This window comes from Methylomonas sp. LL1 (genome assembly GCF_015711015.1).
In the GTDB taxonomy this organism is placed as follows: domain Bacteria; phylum Pseudomonadota; class Gammaproteobacteria; order Methylococcales; family Methylomonadaceae; genus Methylomonas.
On record NZ_CP064653.1, the window covers coordinates 2,611,964 to 2,631,651 of the forward strand.

A 19,688-nucleotide genomic window follows, 5' to 3' on the forward strand; every position below is an offset into this window, starting at 1 on the left:
CAAAACAGAACCGCTAGAAACAGCATTTCGGAAAGGTTTGGTTATGGCTTTGACGCCTCCGAGTCTGACTTTGAAGCCGATTTTTTGGAAGAAATCGCCTCACCAATGCTGAATTTTTCGCAAAAGATCCGCTTTGGCAATTTTATAAAAACATTGACGAGGCAGACGACCCCGAGTTGGCCAATATGCCTGAAGAGGAGTTTAGGGAGTTGGGTAAGACAAGCAGTCGCGTCACTAGCCTCCATTTTAATCTGTCGAAAGCCCAATGGCAGGGTGGAGCGGCTATACAAACCGGAAAAGTGCATGTGACCTACTCGGCCTTTGCTGACACTGGGCTCTTCTTAAAGCCGCCGGTCCGGAATGACTATTTCCATGCACCACGAATCACTGCTGACGGCCCTTTGCTGTCAACCAAACGATGATTCTGCTGCATAGCTTTATCAAGAAAAATCAAAAAACACCAAAGTCGGAACTTGAACTGGCAAAACAACGATTGAAAGCATTACAGGGAAAGAAATGAACAGTCAACACGAAGAGAATCCTCATATCGGCAGCAGCTTACGACTTTCTTAGCGGGGAAGCGATTCTCGAAGAGGTAACCTCCGTTGCAACCAAGCGAGTCATTGCCTGGCAAATTTCTGAAGGCATGTCTTCGCTTAAGCTGAGTAAAACGGCAATGGCCAAAAAAATGCACGCCAGCCGGGCATCGCTAAATAGGTTGTTAGATTAAGAGGACACCAGCTTAACCCTTACAACCTTAGTAAGCGCCGCCGCTCTTGTGAAAAAGGTAAAAATTGAGCTGGAACCAGTTTGAGTTGAGGGTTTACCGATAAGATAAGATGGGCCGCGTTATCTTGGCCCATCTGCATAGCTTAATTTGCTTCGATTTTGACGAAACAATTTCCTGCTTACATCTGACGATGCATCGCCGCCATACTCAAATTAGCCTCTGCGGCTTTTTCATAGGCGTTAATCAGCACTCGGCAATGGCTTAATAAGGTATCGGCCTGTTTACCGTAAAGATAGCTTTTTGACTGGTATTGGCTGAGCAGCTTTTTGTGTTCTTCAACTTTAAGTTGCAGTTCTTTTGCAGCTTCTTCGTAATGTTTTGCCAGTGCCTCGTGATCAGCTTTGGTCGTTGCGCTTTGTACAGCTTGGGTCATATCCATCGGATGAGGGTTCATCTCACTACATGCCACTAAGATGCCAGCACTTAACAATAAGGTAAGCAATAGTTTTTTTTTCATAGGTTTTCTCCAGATTTATTGGTTATTAATCGTTAATTTCGTCCTGTTTTTATAGTTCATGGAGTGATGAAAAATTAGAAATAACATCAATCCATTCTATAAATCTTTATTTTCAAAGCACAAATAGTGCCATCACTAAAATCAATGAGTTAAATTCATCTTTACATACTCTCGCGGCTAATTGCGCAATACTGGTGCAAACAAAGGTGTTAGCGCACCGCATTGGGTCAACTTCCTAAGCCGATGTGCGTGCAACTTCATATCTTGCCTTTCGAGCCTTAAAAGCTGTGTTCAAGAAGTGTTCGCCAACGAGGCCTTGTAGCATTGCCTCCAGTTGAGATTCGCCTAAATCATTCACCTCTTGATGAAGACGCGGAGCAATCTTGGCAAAAATCGTTACCAGTTGAGGGTCAAAGTGGCTGCCGCCCTCTTTTATGAGCTTGGCAATAGCATCGACCGCAGACCATGCATCCTTATAGGGACGTTGCGAGGTCAGCGCATCAAACACGTCACTGATCGCGAATATTCGCGCGTTCAGTGGAATGGCTTCCGCTTTAAGGCCTTGAAGATACCCGCTACCGTCATATTTCTCATGGTGAAATTCCACGACATCCCGCGCACCGGTTAACCAGTGCGATTTGTTTAGAATTTCCACGCCTAATGCCACATGCGTTTTCATGACCTCGAATTCATCCGCTGTCAGTTTTTCCGGTTTCAGCAAAATCGGATCGCGGATGCCAATCTTGCCGACATCATGTAAAAAGGCTCCTGCAATTAGATCGCGCATATTTTCTTCAGGCAATCCGATGGCTTCGCCAAGCCGAAGCGCGTAGTACGTCACCCGATAGTTATGATGGTTGGTTTCCGAATCGCGCTCTGCGATGGCACAGCCCAGTACATTCATCAGTTCCAGATTGCCTTGCAGTAGTTCGCCGGAAAGCCTAATCACGCCTCGATTAAGGGCCAGGACAATCGGATACATCAAGAGGCTGGTAAAGAAAATGCCTAGAGTCACGAACGCCAGCATACGGATTAGGTTTTGCTTCAAAGTGGCAAACGTTTCCGGATCAACCTGATAAACGCCCTCGAAATAACCCATCGGCGAATCATGTTCGCCGAGTAGCGGCACCAGCGTCACTAGCCACAACTGTCCATGAATGAAATGTAGGTCATGGGTAACCCCGTCAGCTTTTGGAAACTGATGTCGATATTGATCGATGAATTGCTCGACAAATTCCTGTCCTTGGCGAACAGCTTCGAGTTTTAATTGTTTGTTACGGTCGTACAATTCGACAATCAGAAAATGTTGACTAACCAGTTGTTCAGCCAGCTGCCTCAGGTGTTCCGTCGCTTGAATATCGAGTTGCTCCAGAGTATGGGCAGATTCCCCGCTGAATATTGCTGATTCCTTCAGCGCAAGGGCATGAACTAACTGCTCGGCCCTCTTGATCTCCAGCCATGAAATGGAGCCGCCTACCGTTACACTCAGGAACAACCAGCCTAAAAACAATCGGGTCAGAATTTTTCGGTGGATAAAGCGATTGGTGGAAATCGCGTGTGGCGATTTCATCCTTTTAGGCTGATGGCGACGTGATTGCTTGGTTTTCATCGTTCTAAGCAAACTTTGTTGCTCGGTTAAGCAGAATTTTTCTGAGCTCTAAAATTGCCAGAGGGATAAATCCAACCCCGATCCAGACTACGCACTGATGTAACGACACCGATTTGATCTGAAACAGGGTTTGCAGCATCGAAACATGGTGTATCGCCAACTGTAAGCTGAAACTCACTGCCACAATCAGAAACAACCGCAGATTGGAAAACAAGCCTATTTGCCAGATGGTACGCTGATCGCTCCGTGCGCCGAAGGCACGCAGTAGACCGGTAATCACCAGAGCCGTAAAGGCGGCATCGCGGGCCTGGTCAATGCTGTTGCCGACCACATGCAGTTCATAGGCAAACACGCCGAGAGTGACGCTAGCGGCTAACAAACCGGTGAATAACGTGAGGTAAAACAAATGCCGGTTGAGTAACTGAGACTGGGCATGTCGAGGGGGACGGTTCAATACCCCTGGATCAATTGGGTCGGTGGAAAGCGCCAACGCAGCAAAACCGTCAGTGACCAAATTGATCCACAGCAGGTGTAACGGTAAAAGCGGCAATGGCCAGCCCAGTAGCACCGCGCCCAACATCACCAACAACTCGCCGGTGCTACTGCCCAACAGGTAAGCCAAGGTTTTGGCGATGTTGTCATAAATGCCGCGTCCTTCTTCGACCGCAGCCACAATTGAAGCAAAATTGTCATCCGCGACAATCATGTCGGCGGCTTCTTTGGTAACCTCAGTACCGGTAATACCCATGGCGATACCGATAGATGCCTCTTTGATTGCAGGCGCATCGTTAACGCCGTCCCCCGTCATCGCGACAACCGCTCCAGTCGCTTTCCATGCCCGAACGATGCGCAGTTTATGCTCGGCGGTCACCCGCGCATAAACCGAAACATGGGATACGCGTTCTTTCAGCGCACCATCGTCCAAGCGGTCAATCTCCGCACCGATGAGCACTTCATCGCCCTTGTTCAGAATACCTAATTCATGGCCGATCGCCCGTGCCGTATCCGGATGATCGCCCGTGATCATTACGGTTTTGATACCAGCCCGTTTACACTTGGCCACAGCCTCTCTGGCTTCGCCACGAGGCGGGTCCTGTAAACCGACGAGTCCTAGCAAAATAAGCTGTTGTTCAATCTCGGTATCATTGATGACCACGCCTTCTTCAAAACTAAAGCCGTCTAAAGATCGTTCAGCCACTGCAAGTACGCGCAGGGCATCGTTCGCCAGTAGGGTGTTAGCTTGGAGGAATCGGGTGCGGTCGTTTTCTGTCAGTTCCTTGATGCCTTGATCGGTACGGATCAGGGTGCAGCGGCTGAGAATCACTTCGGGTGCGCCTTTGACAAATACCCAGGGATGGTTTTCCTGACGACGGATAACGCTCATGCGCTTGCGGTCGGAATCGAAAGGGATAACCGCCAAACGCGGCATCTCCGTTTCAACGGCCGAACGGGTAATAGTAGCTTTCTCGGCGGCCACCAATAACGCACCCTCGGTAGGATCACCTATAACAGCAGGTCGGCCATCGATTAGCGTGAGTTCGGCATCGTTGCATGCAGCCGATGCACGTAGCAGTGCGAATAATTCGGGGTTTCCTGATGGTAGGCTTTCCACGTTGCCGGAAAAAAATGCGCCTTCCGTGGCGTAACCTTCGCCGGTGATGCGATAGAGGCTTTTTGAGGTAATCAACTTGCGGGCCGTCATTTCACCCATCGTCAGCGTGCCAGTCTTGTCGGTACAAATGACTTGCGCACGGCCTAATGTTTCGACCGAGGCCAAGCGTCGCACTAAGGCATGCCGTTGAACCATCCGTTGCACGCCTAATGCCAGCGCAATCGTCACTACCGCCGGCAACCCTTCGGGAATTGCCGCGACGGCAAGGCTCACCGAACTTAAAAAAAGCTCAAAGGGAGCGATGCCTCGCCATAAGCCAAGACCGAAAATCAAGCCGACTATGCCGAAACACGCCATCAACAACAGGCGCCCAACCCGTTCCAGTTGGCGTTGTAATGGTGTTTCTCCACTTTTGGCCGATTCGAGTAGTTTCGCTATGCGGCCAAGTTCCGTTTCCATCCCGGTGTTAACCACCACTCCGCGAGCGCCCCCCCCGGTCACACTGGTACCGAGAAACACCATATTGTTCCGCTCAGCCAGCGGTGTTTCCGATACCAATCTATCGGTAAACTTAGCAACAGCTTGCGACTCCCCTGTGAGCGGGGCTTCGTTGACACGAAGCACGGATGCTTGAATAAGGCGAGCATCCGCTGCGATCAAATCCCCTGCTTCGAGTAACAAGAGGTCGCCAGGAACGACCTCAGACGTGATGATCACCAGGCTATGACCATCCCGAATCACTCGGCAATGCGGCGCTGTTAAACGAGCGAGTGCGGCTGCCGCTTTCTCGGCACGATACTCCTGGAGAAAGCCAATTACCGCGTTCAAGATCACGATAGCGATGATCGCAATACCGTCGATGACTTCACCTAGCGCGACGGAAACAACCGCCGCACCAATCAGTACCCAAATAACGAGACTTTTAAACTGGCTTATAAAAATCACCAAAGCCGAAAATCGCTTGCCTTTATGCAGTTTATTTTGCCCATATCGGGCAAGTCGATTTTTCGCCTCTTCGACGGCAAGTCCCTGCTGAATATCGGTCGCAAGCTGGCTTACAGCTTCGGTTACTGATAGCTTGTGCCATGTGTTCATCATGACACACCTCCCTTTAACATTATCGGTGATGGAAGGGATAACGACCGGTGGCAGCGGGGGATTACCAAAGCAAGCCCCTATTCAGGAATACTACTTAATAATGAATCCACTGCGGTCGAAACCGCTATATCGATCCTTTTATCGTTTATTAACCCGCCAAATATCCCGCCATCCCCGACCAAACAAATAGTGCTATCTCGCCATAGGAGCACGCCCTTCTCCTTGTCATATAGAAAGCCTGCCACTTCCACCTTGTCGTTGCTGCCAACCACATTTAGATCGATAAGGGCTAAGACCATGATCCAGCGTGCTTCTGGCGGACCAAGGCGTTTTATCAAGACAGGATCGGCGGCCCGTAGACTATCGTTCGTCAGGGCAGTGCCCTCGCGCGAATCACTCAGGATCACCGGGTATCCTTTCCGCTTCAGGATCGTTGCCGCCTTTTGGCGAAAGGGTTCTTCAAGATGTGTCGCGACATGCTTATCGATTCGCCCATCAACGGCAGGCAGTAGCGTAATCTGACCTATGGATTCGGGCTTAAATTCCGAAGCCCGGTAGAATGCGGGCTGGGTAACGGCACACCCTTCCAGCAAGAAAAGCACACCGACTAGCGTGATTAGGATTGATTTATGCCAACGGATAGTCATGACTCTTCCCCCTTCGCTATTTCTGGCGATGCAGATTTGCCATCATCAAATTTTCCTCAGCCGCTTTTTCGTAGGCATTGATCAATGCTTGGCAATGTTCTTTAAACCCTTCGGCTTGCCGGCCGTAAAGATAGCTTTTTGCCTCGTATTGGCTCAAAAGCGTCTTGTGTTCCTGGACCTTGGCCTGCATCTCCTTAGCGGTTTCTTCATAATGCTTTACCAATGCCTCATGCTGTACGGCTAGGTCCAAATCCATCGAATGAGGATTGATTTCACTACAGGCAGCTAGTAAGCCGGTCGTTAAAAGCAAAGTAATCAGTAATTTTGTTTTCATAGGTGATTTCCAGAGAAACGGATTTTAGTTTAGTAATCCAGAAGCAAATTGACGGTGCAGCCGAGCCATTTCCAAGTTTTCTTGCTCGGCTTGAGCATATATTTTGATCAGTTGTAAACAATGTGCTTCGAATTGAGCATATTGCTCATCTGCTTTTGAAAGAATTGCTTGATATTCCCCTAATTCTTTTTTGTGGTCTTCGGACTTCACTTTCATTTCATAGGCTATTTGTTCGTAATGAACTGCCAGCGCTTCATGATCTGTCTTTGTTTTCGCGTTATGAATGGCTACGATCATGTCCATGGGATGAGAAGTCAGCTGGACGCAGCCACCCAACAATCCCAGCATTGCTGAAATGAGTAAAGTTTTCGTCATGCTCATAGTAAAGCTCCTTAAATAAAACCCTGTTTTTGGGGGTGGAGGCACATTAAAATTGGTCGCTAATTAGGTTTTTCGTTTTACGTTTTCCCTTGGTTATAGAGAATGCGGTTCATGTAATTCTCTAAGCGCGGAGCGAATAACCCGGAAAGAAGAATTCAACAACAGCATAACAAGACAGGATGCGACGAAAATATCCGCCCATCCCGATTCAAAGTACCAAACTGCTCCCGCTGTGATAAGTACCGATAGATTTGACGCTATGTCATTTCTTGAACATTCCCACACGGAACTCATGTTAATGTCTTCGTTTCTATGCTTCCACAGAAGAAATAGGCATAGCGAATTTGCAGCCAGGCCAGCCAAACTGAAAGCGCCCATGATCTCGTAAGATGGTAGAACAGGCACAATCAACCTCTGAATGATTTGCGCCGAGACCACACACGCCCCGATCAATATCAGGCTACCCTTGAATAAAGCCACTTTCGCCTTGGTGGCAGCTTCTTGGGAAACGGCGTAAAGGCTCAAGCCATACGTTAGCGCGTCGCCGAGATTGTCCAGGCTGTCCGAGAGTAGAGCCGTCGACTTTCCGTAAACGGCTCCGCCGACAATGACAACAAACATAACAGCATTAACGATGAGAACCGCTTTAAGCGTGCCGCGTTGTCGTTCGCGTAATTTCTCAATTGCGCAGTTATTTTCACAACATGAAGCCATATCAAATTCCCTCGTGAACCTAACAAATTGATGAAAGCATAAGTAACCTCTAAGGACTATGGGTGTCGAAACCGTTCTTGAAATTGCAACACCAGACTGTAAATCACAGGAAATACCAAAAGGCTTAATATCAACACGGTGAGCATGCCGCCCAGCGCGGGGGCGGCGATACGCTGGGTGACATCAGCACCAGTTCCGGTCGCCGTCATGATGGGTATCAAACCTATGATGTTGGCCAGCGAGGTAATGGCTACCGGTCGCACCCGTAGAGCCGTCGCCGCTTCGCTAGCCGCTCGGATTTCCTCGCCGGTCAATGGCCCCTGTTTTTGCGCCCGCAGCTTATCAAGTTCAATGTCGATAAAACTCAGCACCATCACCCCGGTTTCCGCCGCCGTACCGGCCAGGGCGATGAAGCCGACATAGACGGTAATCGACAGGTTGTATCCCAACCAGTATATGAACCAAATTCCACCAATCAGGCTGAATGGAATCGCCAACATCACGATAGTCGGCTCGGTGATATTTCGAAAGGCGGTATACAGCAGGATAAAAATCAGCAGTAGCGTGATGGGCACCACGATGCGCAATCGTTCCGCCGCCCGTTCCATGTATTCAAATTGACCGGACCAAGTGACGGTATAACCTGCCGGTATCGTGACATTTTCGGCTAAGGTCTTTTTTGCCTGCTCCACATAACCACCGATGTCAGAGATTTTAAGGTCGACATAAATCCAGGCGTTGGGCCGTGCATCCTCGGTTTTAATCACATCCGTACCGCGTTTAAAGTTGATGTCTGCCACCGATGTTAAAGGAATCTGGCTGCCTGTCGGGGTGGGAATCAACACTCGTCGCAAAGCTTCCGGGTTATCCCGCAGATCGCGCGGATAGCGCAAATTGACCGGATAGCGCTCTAGCCCTTCGACGGTTTCAGTGATGTTCATGCCGCCAATCGCACTTTGAATCACATCCTGTACATCGCCGACCGTTAAGCCGTAACGCGCGGCTGCTTCGCGGTTGATGTCGAAATCCAGAAAATAGCCGCCGACGGCCCGGTCACCGTAGGCAGACAGCGTATCCGGCAGGGTTTTCATCGCCTGCTCGATTTGCAGCGACAGGGATTGCAGCACATTCAGATCGGGACCGGACACCTTGATGCCCACCGGGGTCTTGATGCCGGTAGAGAGCATGTCTATTCGGGTTTTGATGGGCATGGTCCAGGCGTTGGCCAAACCGGGAAAATGGATGGCCTTGTCCATCTCATTCATCAGTTGCCGGGTAGTTTTGGTCGGATCGGGCCACTGTTCTCGCGGTTTTAACTTAATGGTAGTTTCCACCATCATCAACGGCGCGGCATCGGTGGCGGTTTCGGCCCGGCCAATCTTGCCGAACACATGATGCACCTCGGGAAAGGTCTTGATAATCTTATCGGTCTGTTGCAACACTTCCCTAGCTTTGGTGATGGATATGCCCGGAAAAGTAGTGGGCATGTATAAAATATCGCCTTCATCCAGCGGCGGCATAAACTCGCTACCCAGTTTTGATAGCGGATAGAGCGTAGAAGCCATCAGCAGCAGAGCCACGATCAGCGTGGCAGCCCGCCAGCGCATCGCCATCTTTAATACTGGCGAATGGATGGTATGCAGGAAGAGATTGATCGGATTTTTGTGCTCGGGAATAATCTTGCCGCGCACAAAATACCCCATCAATACCGGCACCAGCGTGATGGTCAAGATCGCGGCGGCCGCCATTGCATAGGTTTTGGTGTACGCCAGTGGGCTGAATAGACGGCCTTCCTGCGCTTCCATGGTGATAATGGGCAGGAAGGACACGGTGATCACCAGCAAGGACGAAAACAAACCGGAGCCGACTTCGCGCGACGCGTTGCCGATGGCTTGCCAACGTTCCTGTGAAGTCAGCTTGGCTTGCTTCTTCTCGGCTGCTTCGGCAAGGTGTTTATGGGCATTTTCGACCATCACCACGCCGCCATCGACCATGTCGCCGATCGCCAGCGCGATGCCGCCCAAGGACATGATGTTGGCGTTCATGCCTTGCCATTTCATCACGATAAAGGCCATCAATATCCCCAGCGGCAAGGTGATGACAATCACCAAGGCTGAGCGCAGATGCAGTAAAAACAAGGCCACCAAGGCGCAGACGATGATCAGCTCCTGGCTCAGCGCCTCTTTCAAGGTATCCACGGCTCGCTCGATCAAACTGCCTCGATCGTAGACGGGGACGATTTCCACGCCTTCCGGCAGGCCTTTCTTGAGTTCATCCAGTTTTTTGCGCACGTCCTCGATGGTCGCCAAGGCATTTTCGCCGAAACGCATCACCACCACGCCGCCGGCCACTTCGCCTTCACCGTTGAGTTCGGTGACTCCACGCCGCAGTTCCGGGCCAATCTGGACATGCGCCACATCCTGCAGGCGTATCGGCGTGCCGTTGGCGTCGACTCCCACCGGTATGGTATTCAGATCGGCGATGGATTTGATATAGCCCAGGCCTCTGACCATATATTCGGTTTCGCCGACTTCCAGCAAACGTCCGCCGACATCGTTATTGGAGCGTTTGATGGCCATCATCACCGTGGACAAGGCAATGTCATAGGCTTGCAGGGCGTTGGGATCGACTTCCACCTGGTATTGTTTGACGTAACCGCCGACCGAGGCGACCTCGGAAACGCCGGGCACGGTCTGTAAGGGATAGCGTAAGTACCAGTCCTGAATCGAACGCAGTTGAGCCAGATCATGCTTGCCGGTCTTGTCCACCAAGGCATATTCGTAAATCCAGCCAACGCCGGTGGCATCCGGCCCCAACGCTGGCGTGACGCTTTGCGGCAGACGATTTTTCACGTAGTTGAGGTATTCCAGCACCCGTGATCTGGCCCAATACATATCGGTGCCATCTTCGAAAATCACATAGACGAACGACAAGCCAAAAAATGAATAGCCGCGTACCACCTTGGCATGCGGCACGGCCAGCATGGCGGTGGTTAAGGGATAAGTGACCTGGTTTTCGACTACCTGCGGCGATTGGTCGGCATAGTCGGTGAAGATAATCACCTGCACGTCGGACAGGTCCGGTATGGCGTCCAACGGCATATTCTTGAACGACCAAACGCCGCCGATTGCCAGGATAATCGCCCCCAGTAACACCATGAAGCGATCTTTTAAAACGCTATTGATGATGAAATCAGTCATGTTGATGCGCTCCTGACTCCACGGACAACGACTTGGTTGCCGGTTGTTGCGGTGCCGAAGGTTCCGTCATTTTAGCGGTAGCTTCATTCAGCTTGGATTCGGAGTCGATCAGAAATTGCGCCGAGGTGACGACTTCCTCACCCGCAGCTAATCCGTCAATAATGGCAATATCGTTATTGGACGACAAACCCGTCGTCACTTGACGCGGCTCGAATTTGCCGGGACTGCGCACCACCAAAACCTGGGTTTGCGCGCCGGAACGGATCACCGCTTCGGAGGGGATCACCACCGCATCCAGTTGTTTGCCGGCATGGATCGTGACTTCGGCGAACATATCGGGTTTTAAAAGCAAGTCGGCATTGTCGAAGACCAGACGCACTTTAATAGTCCGGGTCTTGGCTTCGGCATAGGGATAGATAAATGCCAGGCGGCCTTTGAACGTGCGCCCAGGAACCCCGGCCAAGCGCATTTCAACCGGGTCGCCTTCTTTCACCCAAGGCAGTTCGTATTCGTAAATTTCTGCGTATACCCAGACCGTGGAGAGGTCGGCGATCATGTACAACTCGGTTTCCGGCGTGACGTATTGGCCTTCGCGAGCGCCAATATTGATGACGATGCCGTCCGCCGGGGTATGAATATGCAGACTCTTTTTAATGGATTGGCTATCGGTGAGGTCGTGTAGTTGATGCGCTGGCACATCCAGCAGATTCAAGCGTTCGCGTGAGCTTTTGACCAGTTCTTCCGCTCCTCGACGGATGTCTTCAATCGGGCTTTTTTCCAACACTTTAAGGTTATTCAGAGCCAACACATATTCCTGTTGGCTGGCCACCAGTTGCGGGGAATAAATGCTCAGCAGCTCTTCATTCTTCCTGACCCTTTGCCCAGTCTTATCGGCACGTAAGGTTTCAATCCAGCCTTCGGTTTTGGGGTGCAGGCGGACGATATGTTCTTCATCATAGGCTACGCGGCCGACGGCGCGGACTACGTGCGATAGCAAGGTTTGTTTGGCAAGTGCGGTCCGTACGCCCATGTTTTGTACTGTCGCCGCATCAATTCGAACCGCACCGGCGGACTCGTCAGTTTTCGCCTCGCCGTCGGCATACACGGGTAGATAATCCATGCCCATATTGTCTTTGGCCGGAATCGGTGACGTGACCGAGGGATTCATGGGATTGCGGTAAAACAGAATTTTGGGTTGTTTAGACGCATTGTCGTCGGCATAAACCGGCTCATAGTCCATGCCCATGGCATCCTTGGTGGGCACCGGGGATGTCGCCGATGGATTCATGGTACTTCTGTAAAATAAAGGCTTCTTGCCCTCTGCCGGTTGAATAGTCAATTCCTGTTTAGGTTGCTTACCCATCCAATAGCCGCCTGCCAAGCCTATGCCCAACGTTATCGTGGCGGTTAATAACAATTGCTTATTCATAAATGTCGTCCCCGCCCACATTCGCGCAGAGTTGCGCCAGTGCTTGTTGGGCTTCCGTGAAGGCTTTCCAGTATTGGGTTTCGTATTCGAACAAAGTGATCTGGCTACGCACCAGATTCAAAAAATCGACTTTGTTGACCTGATAACCGGCCAGCATGGAAGCCACAGTCTGCCGAGCCTGCGGAATGATGCCGGTGTCGAACAAGACGAATTGCTGTTTAGCCCGCTGGTAATCGCTATGACTTTGAGTAATTTCAGAACGAACCGTATTCCAGCGATCTTGCAGCGCATAGCGTTGTTGCATCAATTCGCTGTTGCGCTGGTCTATCATCTTGTTCTGCTTGCTGCCGGCAAAAATCGGCATATTCATGCTGACGCCCAAACTGAGCAGATCGGAACGCCGGGTACCGTCCGGCATGTTATCGCGAGCGCCATACGCCGCTTCGACATTGAAATCGGGCAATACCTCTTTTTGAGCCAGTTCCAGTTTTGATTGCGCCGCGTTTATGCCTTGGCGGTCGCTTTCCAACAGCGGCCTTGAACTTTCCGCTTGCTGATACAGCCGGTCTTCCTGCCTGATTTCCGGTAGCTGTATTGCAAGCGTGGCGGGTAACTGCACGGGCTTGTTGGCGGGTTGATCCAGCAAGGCGTTGAGTTTGGCCGCAGTGCTGCGCCGCATTCCGCTCAGATTGATTTTTTGATCGAGCAATTTGGATAATTCGAGTTGGGCCAGCAGCACATCCTGTTGCAAACCTTCACCCACTTCGTATTTGCTTCTGGCAATATCGACGAACTGATGCAATAAGGTGTGATTGTTATCGACAATCTCCATTGTCCGGTCCAGATAAAAAACCTGCCACCACAGGGTTTTCACATCGCTCAGCAAACGTAGCCGTAATTCATCAGCGCTGAGCGTTGCCGCTTCGGCTTCATACAGCGCTGCCTGTTCGCGTAGCGCCAGTTTGCCGGGAAAGGGAATGGCCTGGGAGAGGCCGAAACCGATTTGCGTCATGTCTTCTTGCCGTGTACTAAAACTATTGGTCGGCAAGCTCATGGCATTGAAGGTAATTTGCGGGTCGGGCAGACTGCCTTCCTGCGATGGAATGGCGGCCATCGCCTTGGCACGGGCCAGCATTTGCGCCAGGTCTGGGTTGTCCTGAGCGACTTTTTGAGTGGCCGCATCAAGTGTTAATAGCGGCTGCTCCGCAGCAGCGGCAACGCTACAGACGAAAAACAGCGTCGCCATCAGCAGACGCATTAAATGAACAGATCTCATGATTGTCCTCATAAGCTCGTTATAGCAATGACGATCAACCAACAGGCTGACTTAGCCGATGTCGATCATCTTAATGGCGATGGTTGTTTTTTACGGCAAAACACCGCCGTTGAACAGCTTAGAGGGTAATAATCGGCGGTTTTATATCCGGGGGAACAAGCAACGAAACCGATGTGGGTATTTCTCCAGCGCTATAGCGGCTAGAGATATGGGGCAGGATAAACCCAAAGGATGATGTGATTGCGCAATCGGCGCAAACATGAAAGCTGCAACTGGTCAAGTGAGGCTTGGCAGTAACGGAGTGACAATGATCGGAATGAGATGAAGCTGAAAACCCTTCGTCGCCCATCTCGTCGGCAGCAGCAACGATTTGTACAATCGATAACTGCCTTGTGAGTTCAGAATAATGAGCAAACGCAACCACAACAGGCATAATTGCCATGATGAGGGTTAACATTATGGTTAAACGTAGGTTCATCGTGTTGCGGATTTAACGAATCAAGGTTATGGACCGGTTTTTGTTGCATTCGGACTGATAATACTATCGGTATTTGCAGAAAGTACAACTTTTTAACCATCGACTGATAACAAGTTACCCTCGTTTGATAGAGCGGATCGAGTATTGTCCATTTTCGGACGAATCCTTACGGTGCACCGAGAAGACCCAAAATGCCAACGTTGACCATCGGCAAACTTGCCAAACAAACCGAAGTCACCATCGAAACCATCCGTCACTATCAACGCATGGGTTTACTGACGGAACCGGAGAAACCCGACGGCGGTTATCGCTGTTATTCAACTGATGCGGTTACCCGAATCCGTTTTATCAAACGCGCTCAACAAGCTGGATTTACCTTGAAGGAAATTGCCACCTTGTTATCGCTTGACGGGGCACATTGTGCTGACGTACGACAACTCGCCGAGCAGAAATGCCAGCAGATCGACCAACAAATCAAAAATTTAACAGCTCTCCATCAGGTATTGGAAACTCTGGTCAACGATTGCCAACAGACAGCTTCAGCCGCGCGTTGCGCCATTCTCGAGGCGTTTAGCGATGATGCATCAACCAAATCCTGATTGTAAGTAAGTCACCATCGCCCACTTGACTCTGTTCTGAACAACGGAGTTTAGACTTCTTGCCAGCATTGAGCATTGTTTGGTTGAGGAGATTCGCATGAATACAGACCCTGAAACACCCATTAACACCCCGTCATGGTTAGGTATCGGCGCTCTCTTGGCCGCTATAGGGGCTTCGGCATGCTGTGTCGGGCCCTTTTTACTTTTATCTTTAGGTATTGGCGGCGCATGGATGAGTACGTTGACGGGATTGGAACCGATCCGTCCATTTTTCATCGTCTTAACCCTGCTTTTTATAGGACTCGGCTATCGAAAACTCTATCTAACGCCTGACCGCTGTGCGGCAGGTGAAAGCTGTGCCACATCCGAATTTCAACGCCGACAACGCCTGATATTTTGGTTGGGTTCAACGTTCATTTTGATACTGCTGGCCTTTCCCTGGTTAGCGCCTTTTTTCATGGCTTGACAGGATTCAGATATGACCATTAAATCCAGTTTGTTTATTTTAAGCTTGTCATCAAGTGTGTTGTGGATGCCGGCAGTTCATGCCGAAACGACTGTTACACAGCCGAATCGACAGCAAACGGTGACGCTGGACATAGATAACATGACCTGTGCCATGTGTACAGTCACCATCAAGAAAGCTTTGCAGAAAGTCGAAGGCGTACAAGAAGTGACTGTCGATTACGATTCAAAAACGGCCACCATAACCTTCGATAACCAAAAAACCGATAGTGCAGCCTTGATTAAAGCCACGACGGATGCTGGTTATCCGGGTTCGCTCGCCACACCTGTTGCTCGATGAAGCCAAGGATACAGTCTATGTCTGATTGCTGCTGCCCAAATACTTCCACCAAAACCAAACAGATTTGTCCAAAGTGTGGCTCCACTTGTAAAAGTGTCGGTATGCCGACGCTTTACCATCAAGTCCGGTTTCCAGAGAATCAGGCGCTAATCACTGACAGCTATTATTTTTGCCCGGCAAAAACATGCTCAATTGCTTACTTCTCCAACGCGGGCAACACGATTCCCAAACAGCATTTACGAAGCTATCAAGCGATTCAAAACAACGTGCTTTGTTACTGTTTTGATGTTGACGCCGAGCAGTATTTATCGGCGTTAAAAGCTCAGCGTGCGGAACCGATAAAGGATTTTGTCATGCAACGCACCAAAGCCGGGGAATGTGCCTGTGAAATCAGGAACCCGTCAGGCCAGTGCTGTTTAGCGAATTTTAAATATCTGGAAAAAAGTCATTGAGACACCCTCTATCTCCTGCAAACAGATAACCTCCGGCGCTTTGACGCCGGCTTTTCTCTGATTTCTGCCAATTCCGGCGATTCGAAAAACGTCCGGGCGTTGTCCAGAGAGGATCACTGTGAAAAATGGACAATGTTGTTCACTTCGTTATCGTAGTGTAACCACTGCTGCGTTCAATCGTGACGACTTCACCGATACCTTATTCGATACCCTGAACTCGAAGCATGACTTGTCTCTGCCCCCTGGTCTGCGCGCTACAGTTGAATAATCCAGTTCTGGATTATCCGCATTGTGCGTGTCGATAATCTCTTCAACCATGTACTTGTCGTTTTTAGTCGGTAACTCAATATCTCTAGCTATAGCCAAGTTTGCAATCGATATAAATTATTTATTGTAAAATACTCTACCGCTTAGTAGTATTTAATACATGATTAATTGGCATCTACTTATAACAAGTCTTCCCACCGAGAACGCAACGGCCCGTATGCGTATATGGCGATCTTTGAAGGCTTCCGGTGCGGCGGTGTTGCGTGATGGTGTTTACCTGATGCCTGACCGTGAGTCCTGTCGCGAAACACTAGAAACCATCGCCGTTGAAGTGCGTGAGAATGGCGGCACAGCAATGGTTTTGCGGACTGAAGAGCCGGACAATGGGAATTTCATTGGCTTTTTTGATCGTAGTGAAGAATATTCGGCATTATTAACGGACATAGCCAAAGTGCATGGTGAACTGTCAGTCGATACGGCTCAAGACCTTCTCAAACAATCTCGAAAACTCCGTAAAGCCTTTACCAGCCTGTCTGCCATCGACTTCTTTCCGGGTGAAGCACAACGCCAAACCGAAACAGCGCTGAGTGAACTGGAACTCTCAATTGTTCGGATTTTGTCTCCGGATGAGCCGCATGCAATTGAAGGCTCGATCTCGGTTTTATCTATTAGCGATTATCAGGGCCGTACCTGGGCGACTCGAAACCGTCCCTGGGTGGATCGTCTGGCCTCTGCCTGGCTAATTCGACGCTTTATCGATCCTAAAGCCCAATTGCTGTGGTTAACCTCGCCAACCGACTGTCCGACTGATGCACTTGGTTTCGACTTCGATGGCGCGACTTTCAGTCATGTGGATGGCCGGGTGACCTTCGAGGTGCTACTGGCCAGTTTCGACCTTGAACAACCCGCTCTGAAACGCCTAGGTGCGCTGGTGCATTTCCTGGACGTTGGCGGGGTACAACCACCTGAAGCGGTTGGCATTGAAAGCGTGCTGGGCGGATTACGTGATGCCATCAACGATGATGATCAATTACTGAACGCCGCCAGTGCAGTGTTTGACAGCCTGCTGGTAACGTTTGAAAAAGGAGTAAGCCGATCATGAGTCAACCTGACAAACCCTCATCTACTGAGCAATCTTTAGCCAGACCCGATCCAGTAGGCTTTTGGGAAGCCTTTCGTTTTTGGCTGAAACTGGGATTTGTCAGTTTCGGTGGCCCAGCCGGGCAAATTGCCATCATGCATCAGGAACTGGTGGGAAAACGGCGCTGGATTTCCGAGCAGCGTTTCTTACATGCACTGAATTACTGCATGTTACTGCCAGGCCCCGAAGCTCAACAGCTAGCCACCTATATCGGTTGGTTAATGCATCGCAGTTGGGGCGGCGTCGTTGCAGGCGGCTTGTTTGTTTTACCATCACTGTTGATTCTGATTGGCCTGAGCTTCATTTATATGGCCTATGGTCATCTCACTGGGATTGCCGGCATTCTTTACGGCATCAAACCGGCTGTGACGGCCATCGTGATTTTCGCTGCGTATCGAATAGGATCACGGGCGCTCAAGAATGGGGTGCTGTGGACGATGTCGGCACTGGCTTTTCTGGCGATTTTTTTATTCGACACACCCTTTCCCTTGATTGTGCTGATTGCGGCCATCTTGGGTGCCATTGGCGGCAAACTAGCCCCTCGGAAATTTGCGACCGGCGGCGGACATGGTTCGGCCAAACAAAGCTATGGCCCGGCATTGATTGACGATGACACCCCGACACCTCCTCATGCACTGTTCAGTTGGGCCGCATTGTCAAAAATAATTTTGGCCGGATTGGTTCTATGGGGCGGCGCGATCGGCTTTCTGTGTGCCAGCTATGGTTGGGATGGTGCGTTAACCCAGATGGGCTGGTTCTTTACTAAGGCGGCGCTGCTGACCTTTGGCGGCGCCTATGCAGTTTTGCCCTACGTTTATCAGGGGGCAGTTGAGCATTTCCACTGGCTGACAGCGCATCAGATGATTGACGGCCTTGCTCTGGGTGAAACAACGCCTGGCCCGTTGATCATGGTGGTGACCTTTGTGGGGTTCGTCGCCGGATGGACGAAGGAAGTGTTCGGCCTCGACCAACTGTTTCTGGCTGGCGCTATTGCCGCAACGGTAGTGACTTACTTTACTTTTCTGCCCAGTTTCCTGTTCATCCTGGCCGGCGGCCCTTTGGTGGAATCTACTCACGGTAATTTGAAATTCACCGCACCACTAACAGCCATTACCGCTGCTGTGGTCGGCGTGATTCTCAATCTGGCGGTGTTCTTCGCCTGGCATGTATTTTGGCCGCAAGGTTTTACAGGGAATTTCGATGCCATTTCAGCGGTCATTAGCCTTTGCGCATTTTTAGCACTGTTTCGTTACAAAGTGGGAGTAATCCCGGTAATCGCTGCTTGTGGCGGAACCGGTCTATTGTTTAGTTTCATCAAAATCTGGCTGGCCCAGCAAGGAGTTGTTATATGAATACCGTGCGTCAATCTCACATTTTAGCGCTGTTAATTTCATCACTACTGGGCGGCGTAGCCTACGCGCAAGCGCCCGGCCTGCATGCGGGAACTCTGGATACCGCCAAGATAGAGCAACTGACCGGTGCCAAAGGCAAACTCGACACCGCCGAGAATGTCTTCAAAGTCACCGTGCCACGTAGCGATCTGGCGGTTTCCGTGGCAGGCGTAAAAATGACAGCGGCGACCGGATATACCTCATGGGCCGGATTTTCTCCGGCAGGCGACAAAACCATGGTGATGGGCGACATGGTGTTACAGGAAGATCAGATAAATCCGGTGATGAGCACCGCACTGGAAAACGGCATTGAGGTTACCGCCCTGCATAACCATTTCCTCTGGGATACTCCGAAAGTAATGTTCATGCACATCGGCGGCACCGGCGATGCGGAAAATCTGGCAACGGGTATCGGCAAGGTGTTTGCCAAAATCAAGGAAACCAGCAACGGCAAAACTAAACCAAAACCAAAGTCGTTCGATACCGCTAAGACCTCGCTCGATCCGAAACCCATTGAAACCATTATTGGTTCGCCCGTCGAGAAAGCCGGTGAAGTCTATAAAGTCACCATTGGCCGCACCACGCAGATGGACGGGCATACTGTTGGCAAGACCATGGGTGTGAATACTTGGGCGGTGTTTGCCGGCAGCAATGACAAGGCTATCGTCGAAGGCGACTTTGCTGTGCTGGAATCTGAACTTCAAGGCGTGCTGAAGGCCTTGCGCGGTGCGGACATCACCATCACCACGATCCATAACCACATGATACGCGAATCGCCACGGATCGTATTTTTGCATTACTGGGGAGAAGGTAGCGTTAACGATTTAGCCAAAGCTTTTAAAGCGGCGCTAGATACTCAGTCGAAAGCCTAGGAGTATCAGATGGATTACGGCGCGGCGGCTCCGGCTTATGTGGATGCATTTTTTCGCAATATTCATTGGGAGACGGTTTCAGCGCGTCTGGAAAAAGCGTTAAAAGCACGGACGATCTGGTAGGCGGGGAATGTGC

At 50.5% G+C, this 19,688-nt stretch carries 19 protein-coding genes; 8 read left to right on the forward strand and 11 right to left on the reverse strand.

The features are described from left to right. Positions 1–418: 418 nt before the first annotated feature. Complete coding sequence (locus IVG45_RS12130; protein ID WP_196434088.1) at positions 419–520, forward strand: type II toxin-antitoxin system RelE/ParE family toxin; 102 nt, start codon at positions 419–421, stop codon at positions 518–520. Positions 521–908: 388 nt separating this feature from the next. On the opposite strand, the gene IVG45_RS12135 is transcribed toward IVG45_RS12130, so the two are convergent. From IVG45_RS12135 to IVG45_RS12185, 11 genes are all read right to left on the reverse strand, one after another. Then, positions 909–1,247: a hypothetical protein gene (locus IVG45_RS12135; RefSeq protein ID WP_196434089.1), complete on the reverse strand. Its 339-nt coding sequence runs from the start codon at positions 1,245–1,247 to the stop codon at positions 909–911. 235 nt (positions 1,248–1,482) lie between these two features. After that, the gene (locus IVG45_RS12140) at positions 1,483–2,856 is read right to left on the reverse strand and encodes an HD-GYP domain-containing protein (protein WP_196434090.1); all 1,374 of its coding nucleotides are present in this window, start codon (positions 2,854–2,856) and stop codon (positions 1,483–1,485) included. 4 nt (positions 2,857–2,860) lie between these two features. Continuing rightward, the gene (locus IVG45_RS12145) at positions 2,861–5,566 is read right to left on the reverse strand and encodes a cation-translocating P-type ATPase (RefSeq protein ID WP_230874562.1); all 2,706 of its coding nucleotides are present in this window, start codon (positions 5,564–5,566) and stop codon (positions 2,861–2,863) included. 77 nt (positions 5,567–5,643) lie between these two features. Next, positions 5,644–6,213: a hypothetical protein gene (locus tag IVG45_RS12150; protein ID WP_196434091.1), complete on the reverse strand. Its 570-nt coding sequence runs from the start codon at positions 6,211–6,213 to the stop codon at positions 5,644–5,646. A 16-nt stretch (positions 6,214–6,229) separates the two neighbouring features. Continuing rightward, positions 6,230–6,547, reverse strand: coding sequence for a hypothetical protein (locus IVG45_RS12155; protein ID WP_196434092.1), 318 nt, complete (start codon positions 6,545–6,547; stop codon positions 6,230–6,232). A gap of 24 nt (positions 6,548–6,571) precedes the next feature. After that, complete coding sequence (locus IVG45_RS12160; protein WP_196434093.1) at positions 6,572–6,928, reverse strand: hypothetical protein; 357 nt, start codon at positions 6,926–6,928, stop codon at positions 6,572–6,574. Positions 6,929–7,021: 93 nt separating this feature from the next. Beyond that, positions 7,022–7,642 (reverse strand): cation transporter, encoded by a 621-nt coding sequence (locus IVG45_RS12165; RefSeq protein ID WP_020485869.1) that lies wholly within the window; start codon positions 7,640–7,642, stop codon positions 7,022–7,024. A gap of 56 nt (positions 7,643–7,698) precedes the next feature. Continuing rightward, the gene (locus IVG45_RS12170) at positions 7,699–10,842 is read right to left on the reverse strand and encodes an efflux RND transporter permease subunit (protein WP_196434094.1); all 3,144 of its coding nucleotides are present in this window, start codon (positions 10,840–10,842) and stop codon (positions 7,699–7,701) included. After that, entirely contained in the window at positions 10,835–12,271 is a 1,437-nt protein-coding gene (locus IVG45_RS12175; protein WP_196434095.1) for an efflux RND transporter periplasmic adaptor subunit, read from the reverse strand. Before IVG45_RS12175 ends, IVG45_RS12170 begins: the two co-directional genes overlap by 8 nt. Next, a complete protein-coding gene (locus IVG45_RS12180; protein WP_196438012.1) occupies positions 12,264–13,529 on the reverse strand; it encodes a TolC family protein in 1,266 nt (421 codons plus the stop codon). The genes IVG45_RS12175 and IVG45_RS12180 overlap by 8 nt, the downstream gene beginning before the upstream one ends. A 136-nt stretch (positions 13,530–13,665) precedes the next feature. Further along, positions 13,666–14,004, reverse strand: coding sequence for a hypothetical protein (locus IVG45_RS12185; RefSeq protein WP_196434096.1), 339 nt, complete (start codon positions 14,002–14,004; stop codon positions 13,666–13,668). A gap of 212 nt (positions 14,005–14,216) precedes the next feature. On the opposite strand from IVG45_RS12185, the gene IVG45_RS12190 reads away from it, so the two are divergent. The 7 genes from IVG45_RS12190 (at position 14,217) to IVG45_RS12225 (ending at position 19,675) form a co-directional block, all read left to right on the forward strand. Beyond that, positions 14,217–14,624: a MerR family transcriptional regulator gene (locus IVG45_RS12190; RefSeq protein ID WP_196434097.1), complete on the forward strand. Its 408-nt coding sequence runs from the start codon at positions 14,217–14,219 to the stop codon at positions 14,622–14,624. Positions 14,625–14,721: 97 nt separating this feature from the next. After that, complete coding sequence (locus IVG45_RS23005; protein WP_331725254.1) at positions 14,722–15,429, forward strand: MerT/CopZ fusion-like heavy metal transport selenoprotein; 708 nt, start codon at positions 14,722–14,724, stop codon at positions 15,427–15,429. Between the two features lie 17 nt (positions 15,430–15,446). Then, positions 15,447–15,881 (forward strand): putative iron-sulfur cluster-binding metallochaperone, encoded by a 435-nt coding sequence (locus IVG45_RS12205; protein WP_196434100.1) that lies wholly within the window; start codon positions 15,447–15,449, stop codon positions 15,879–15,881. 427 nt (positions 15,882–16,308) lie between these two features. After that, positions 16,309–17,250, forward strand: a complete 942-nt coding sequence (locus tag IVG45_RS12210; RefSeq protein ID WP_230874563.1) for a chromate resistance protein ChrB domain-containing protein — start codon at positions 16,309–16,311, stop codon at positions 17,248–17,250. Continuing rightward, positions 17,247–18,641, forward strand: a complete 1,395-nt coding sequence (chrA, locus tag IVG45_RS12215) for a chromate efflux transporter (RefSeq protein ID WP_196434101.1) — start codon at positions 17,247–17,249, stop codon at positions 18,639–18,641. Before IVG45_RS12210 ends, chrA begins: the two co-directional genes overlap by 4 nt. Beyond that, complete coding sequence (locus tag IVG45_RS12220; protein ID WP_196434102.1) at positions 18,638–19,552, forward strand: DUF1259 domain-containing protein; 915 nt, start codon at positions 18,638–18,640, stop codon at positions 19,550–19,552. Before chrA ends, IVG45_RS12220 begins: the two co-directional genes overlap by 4 nt. 9 nt (positions 19,553–19,561) lie before the next feature. Then, complete coding sequence (locus IVG45_RS12225; protein WP_230874564.1) at positions 19,562–19,675, forward strand: Fe-Mn family superoxide dismutase; 114 nt, start codon at positions 19,562–19,564, stop codon at positions 19,673–19,675. The last annotated feature ends 13 nt before the right edge of the window (positions 19,676–19,688 follow it).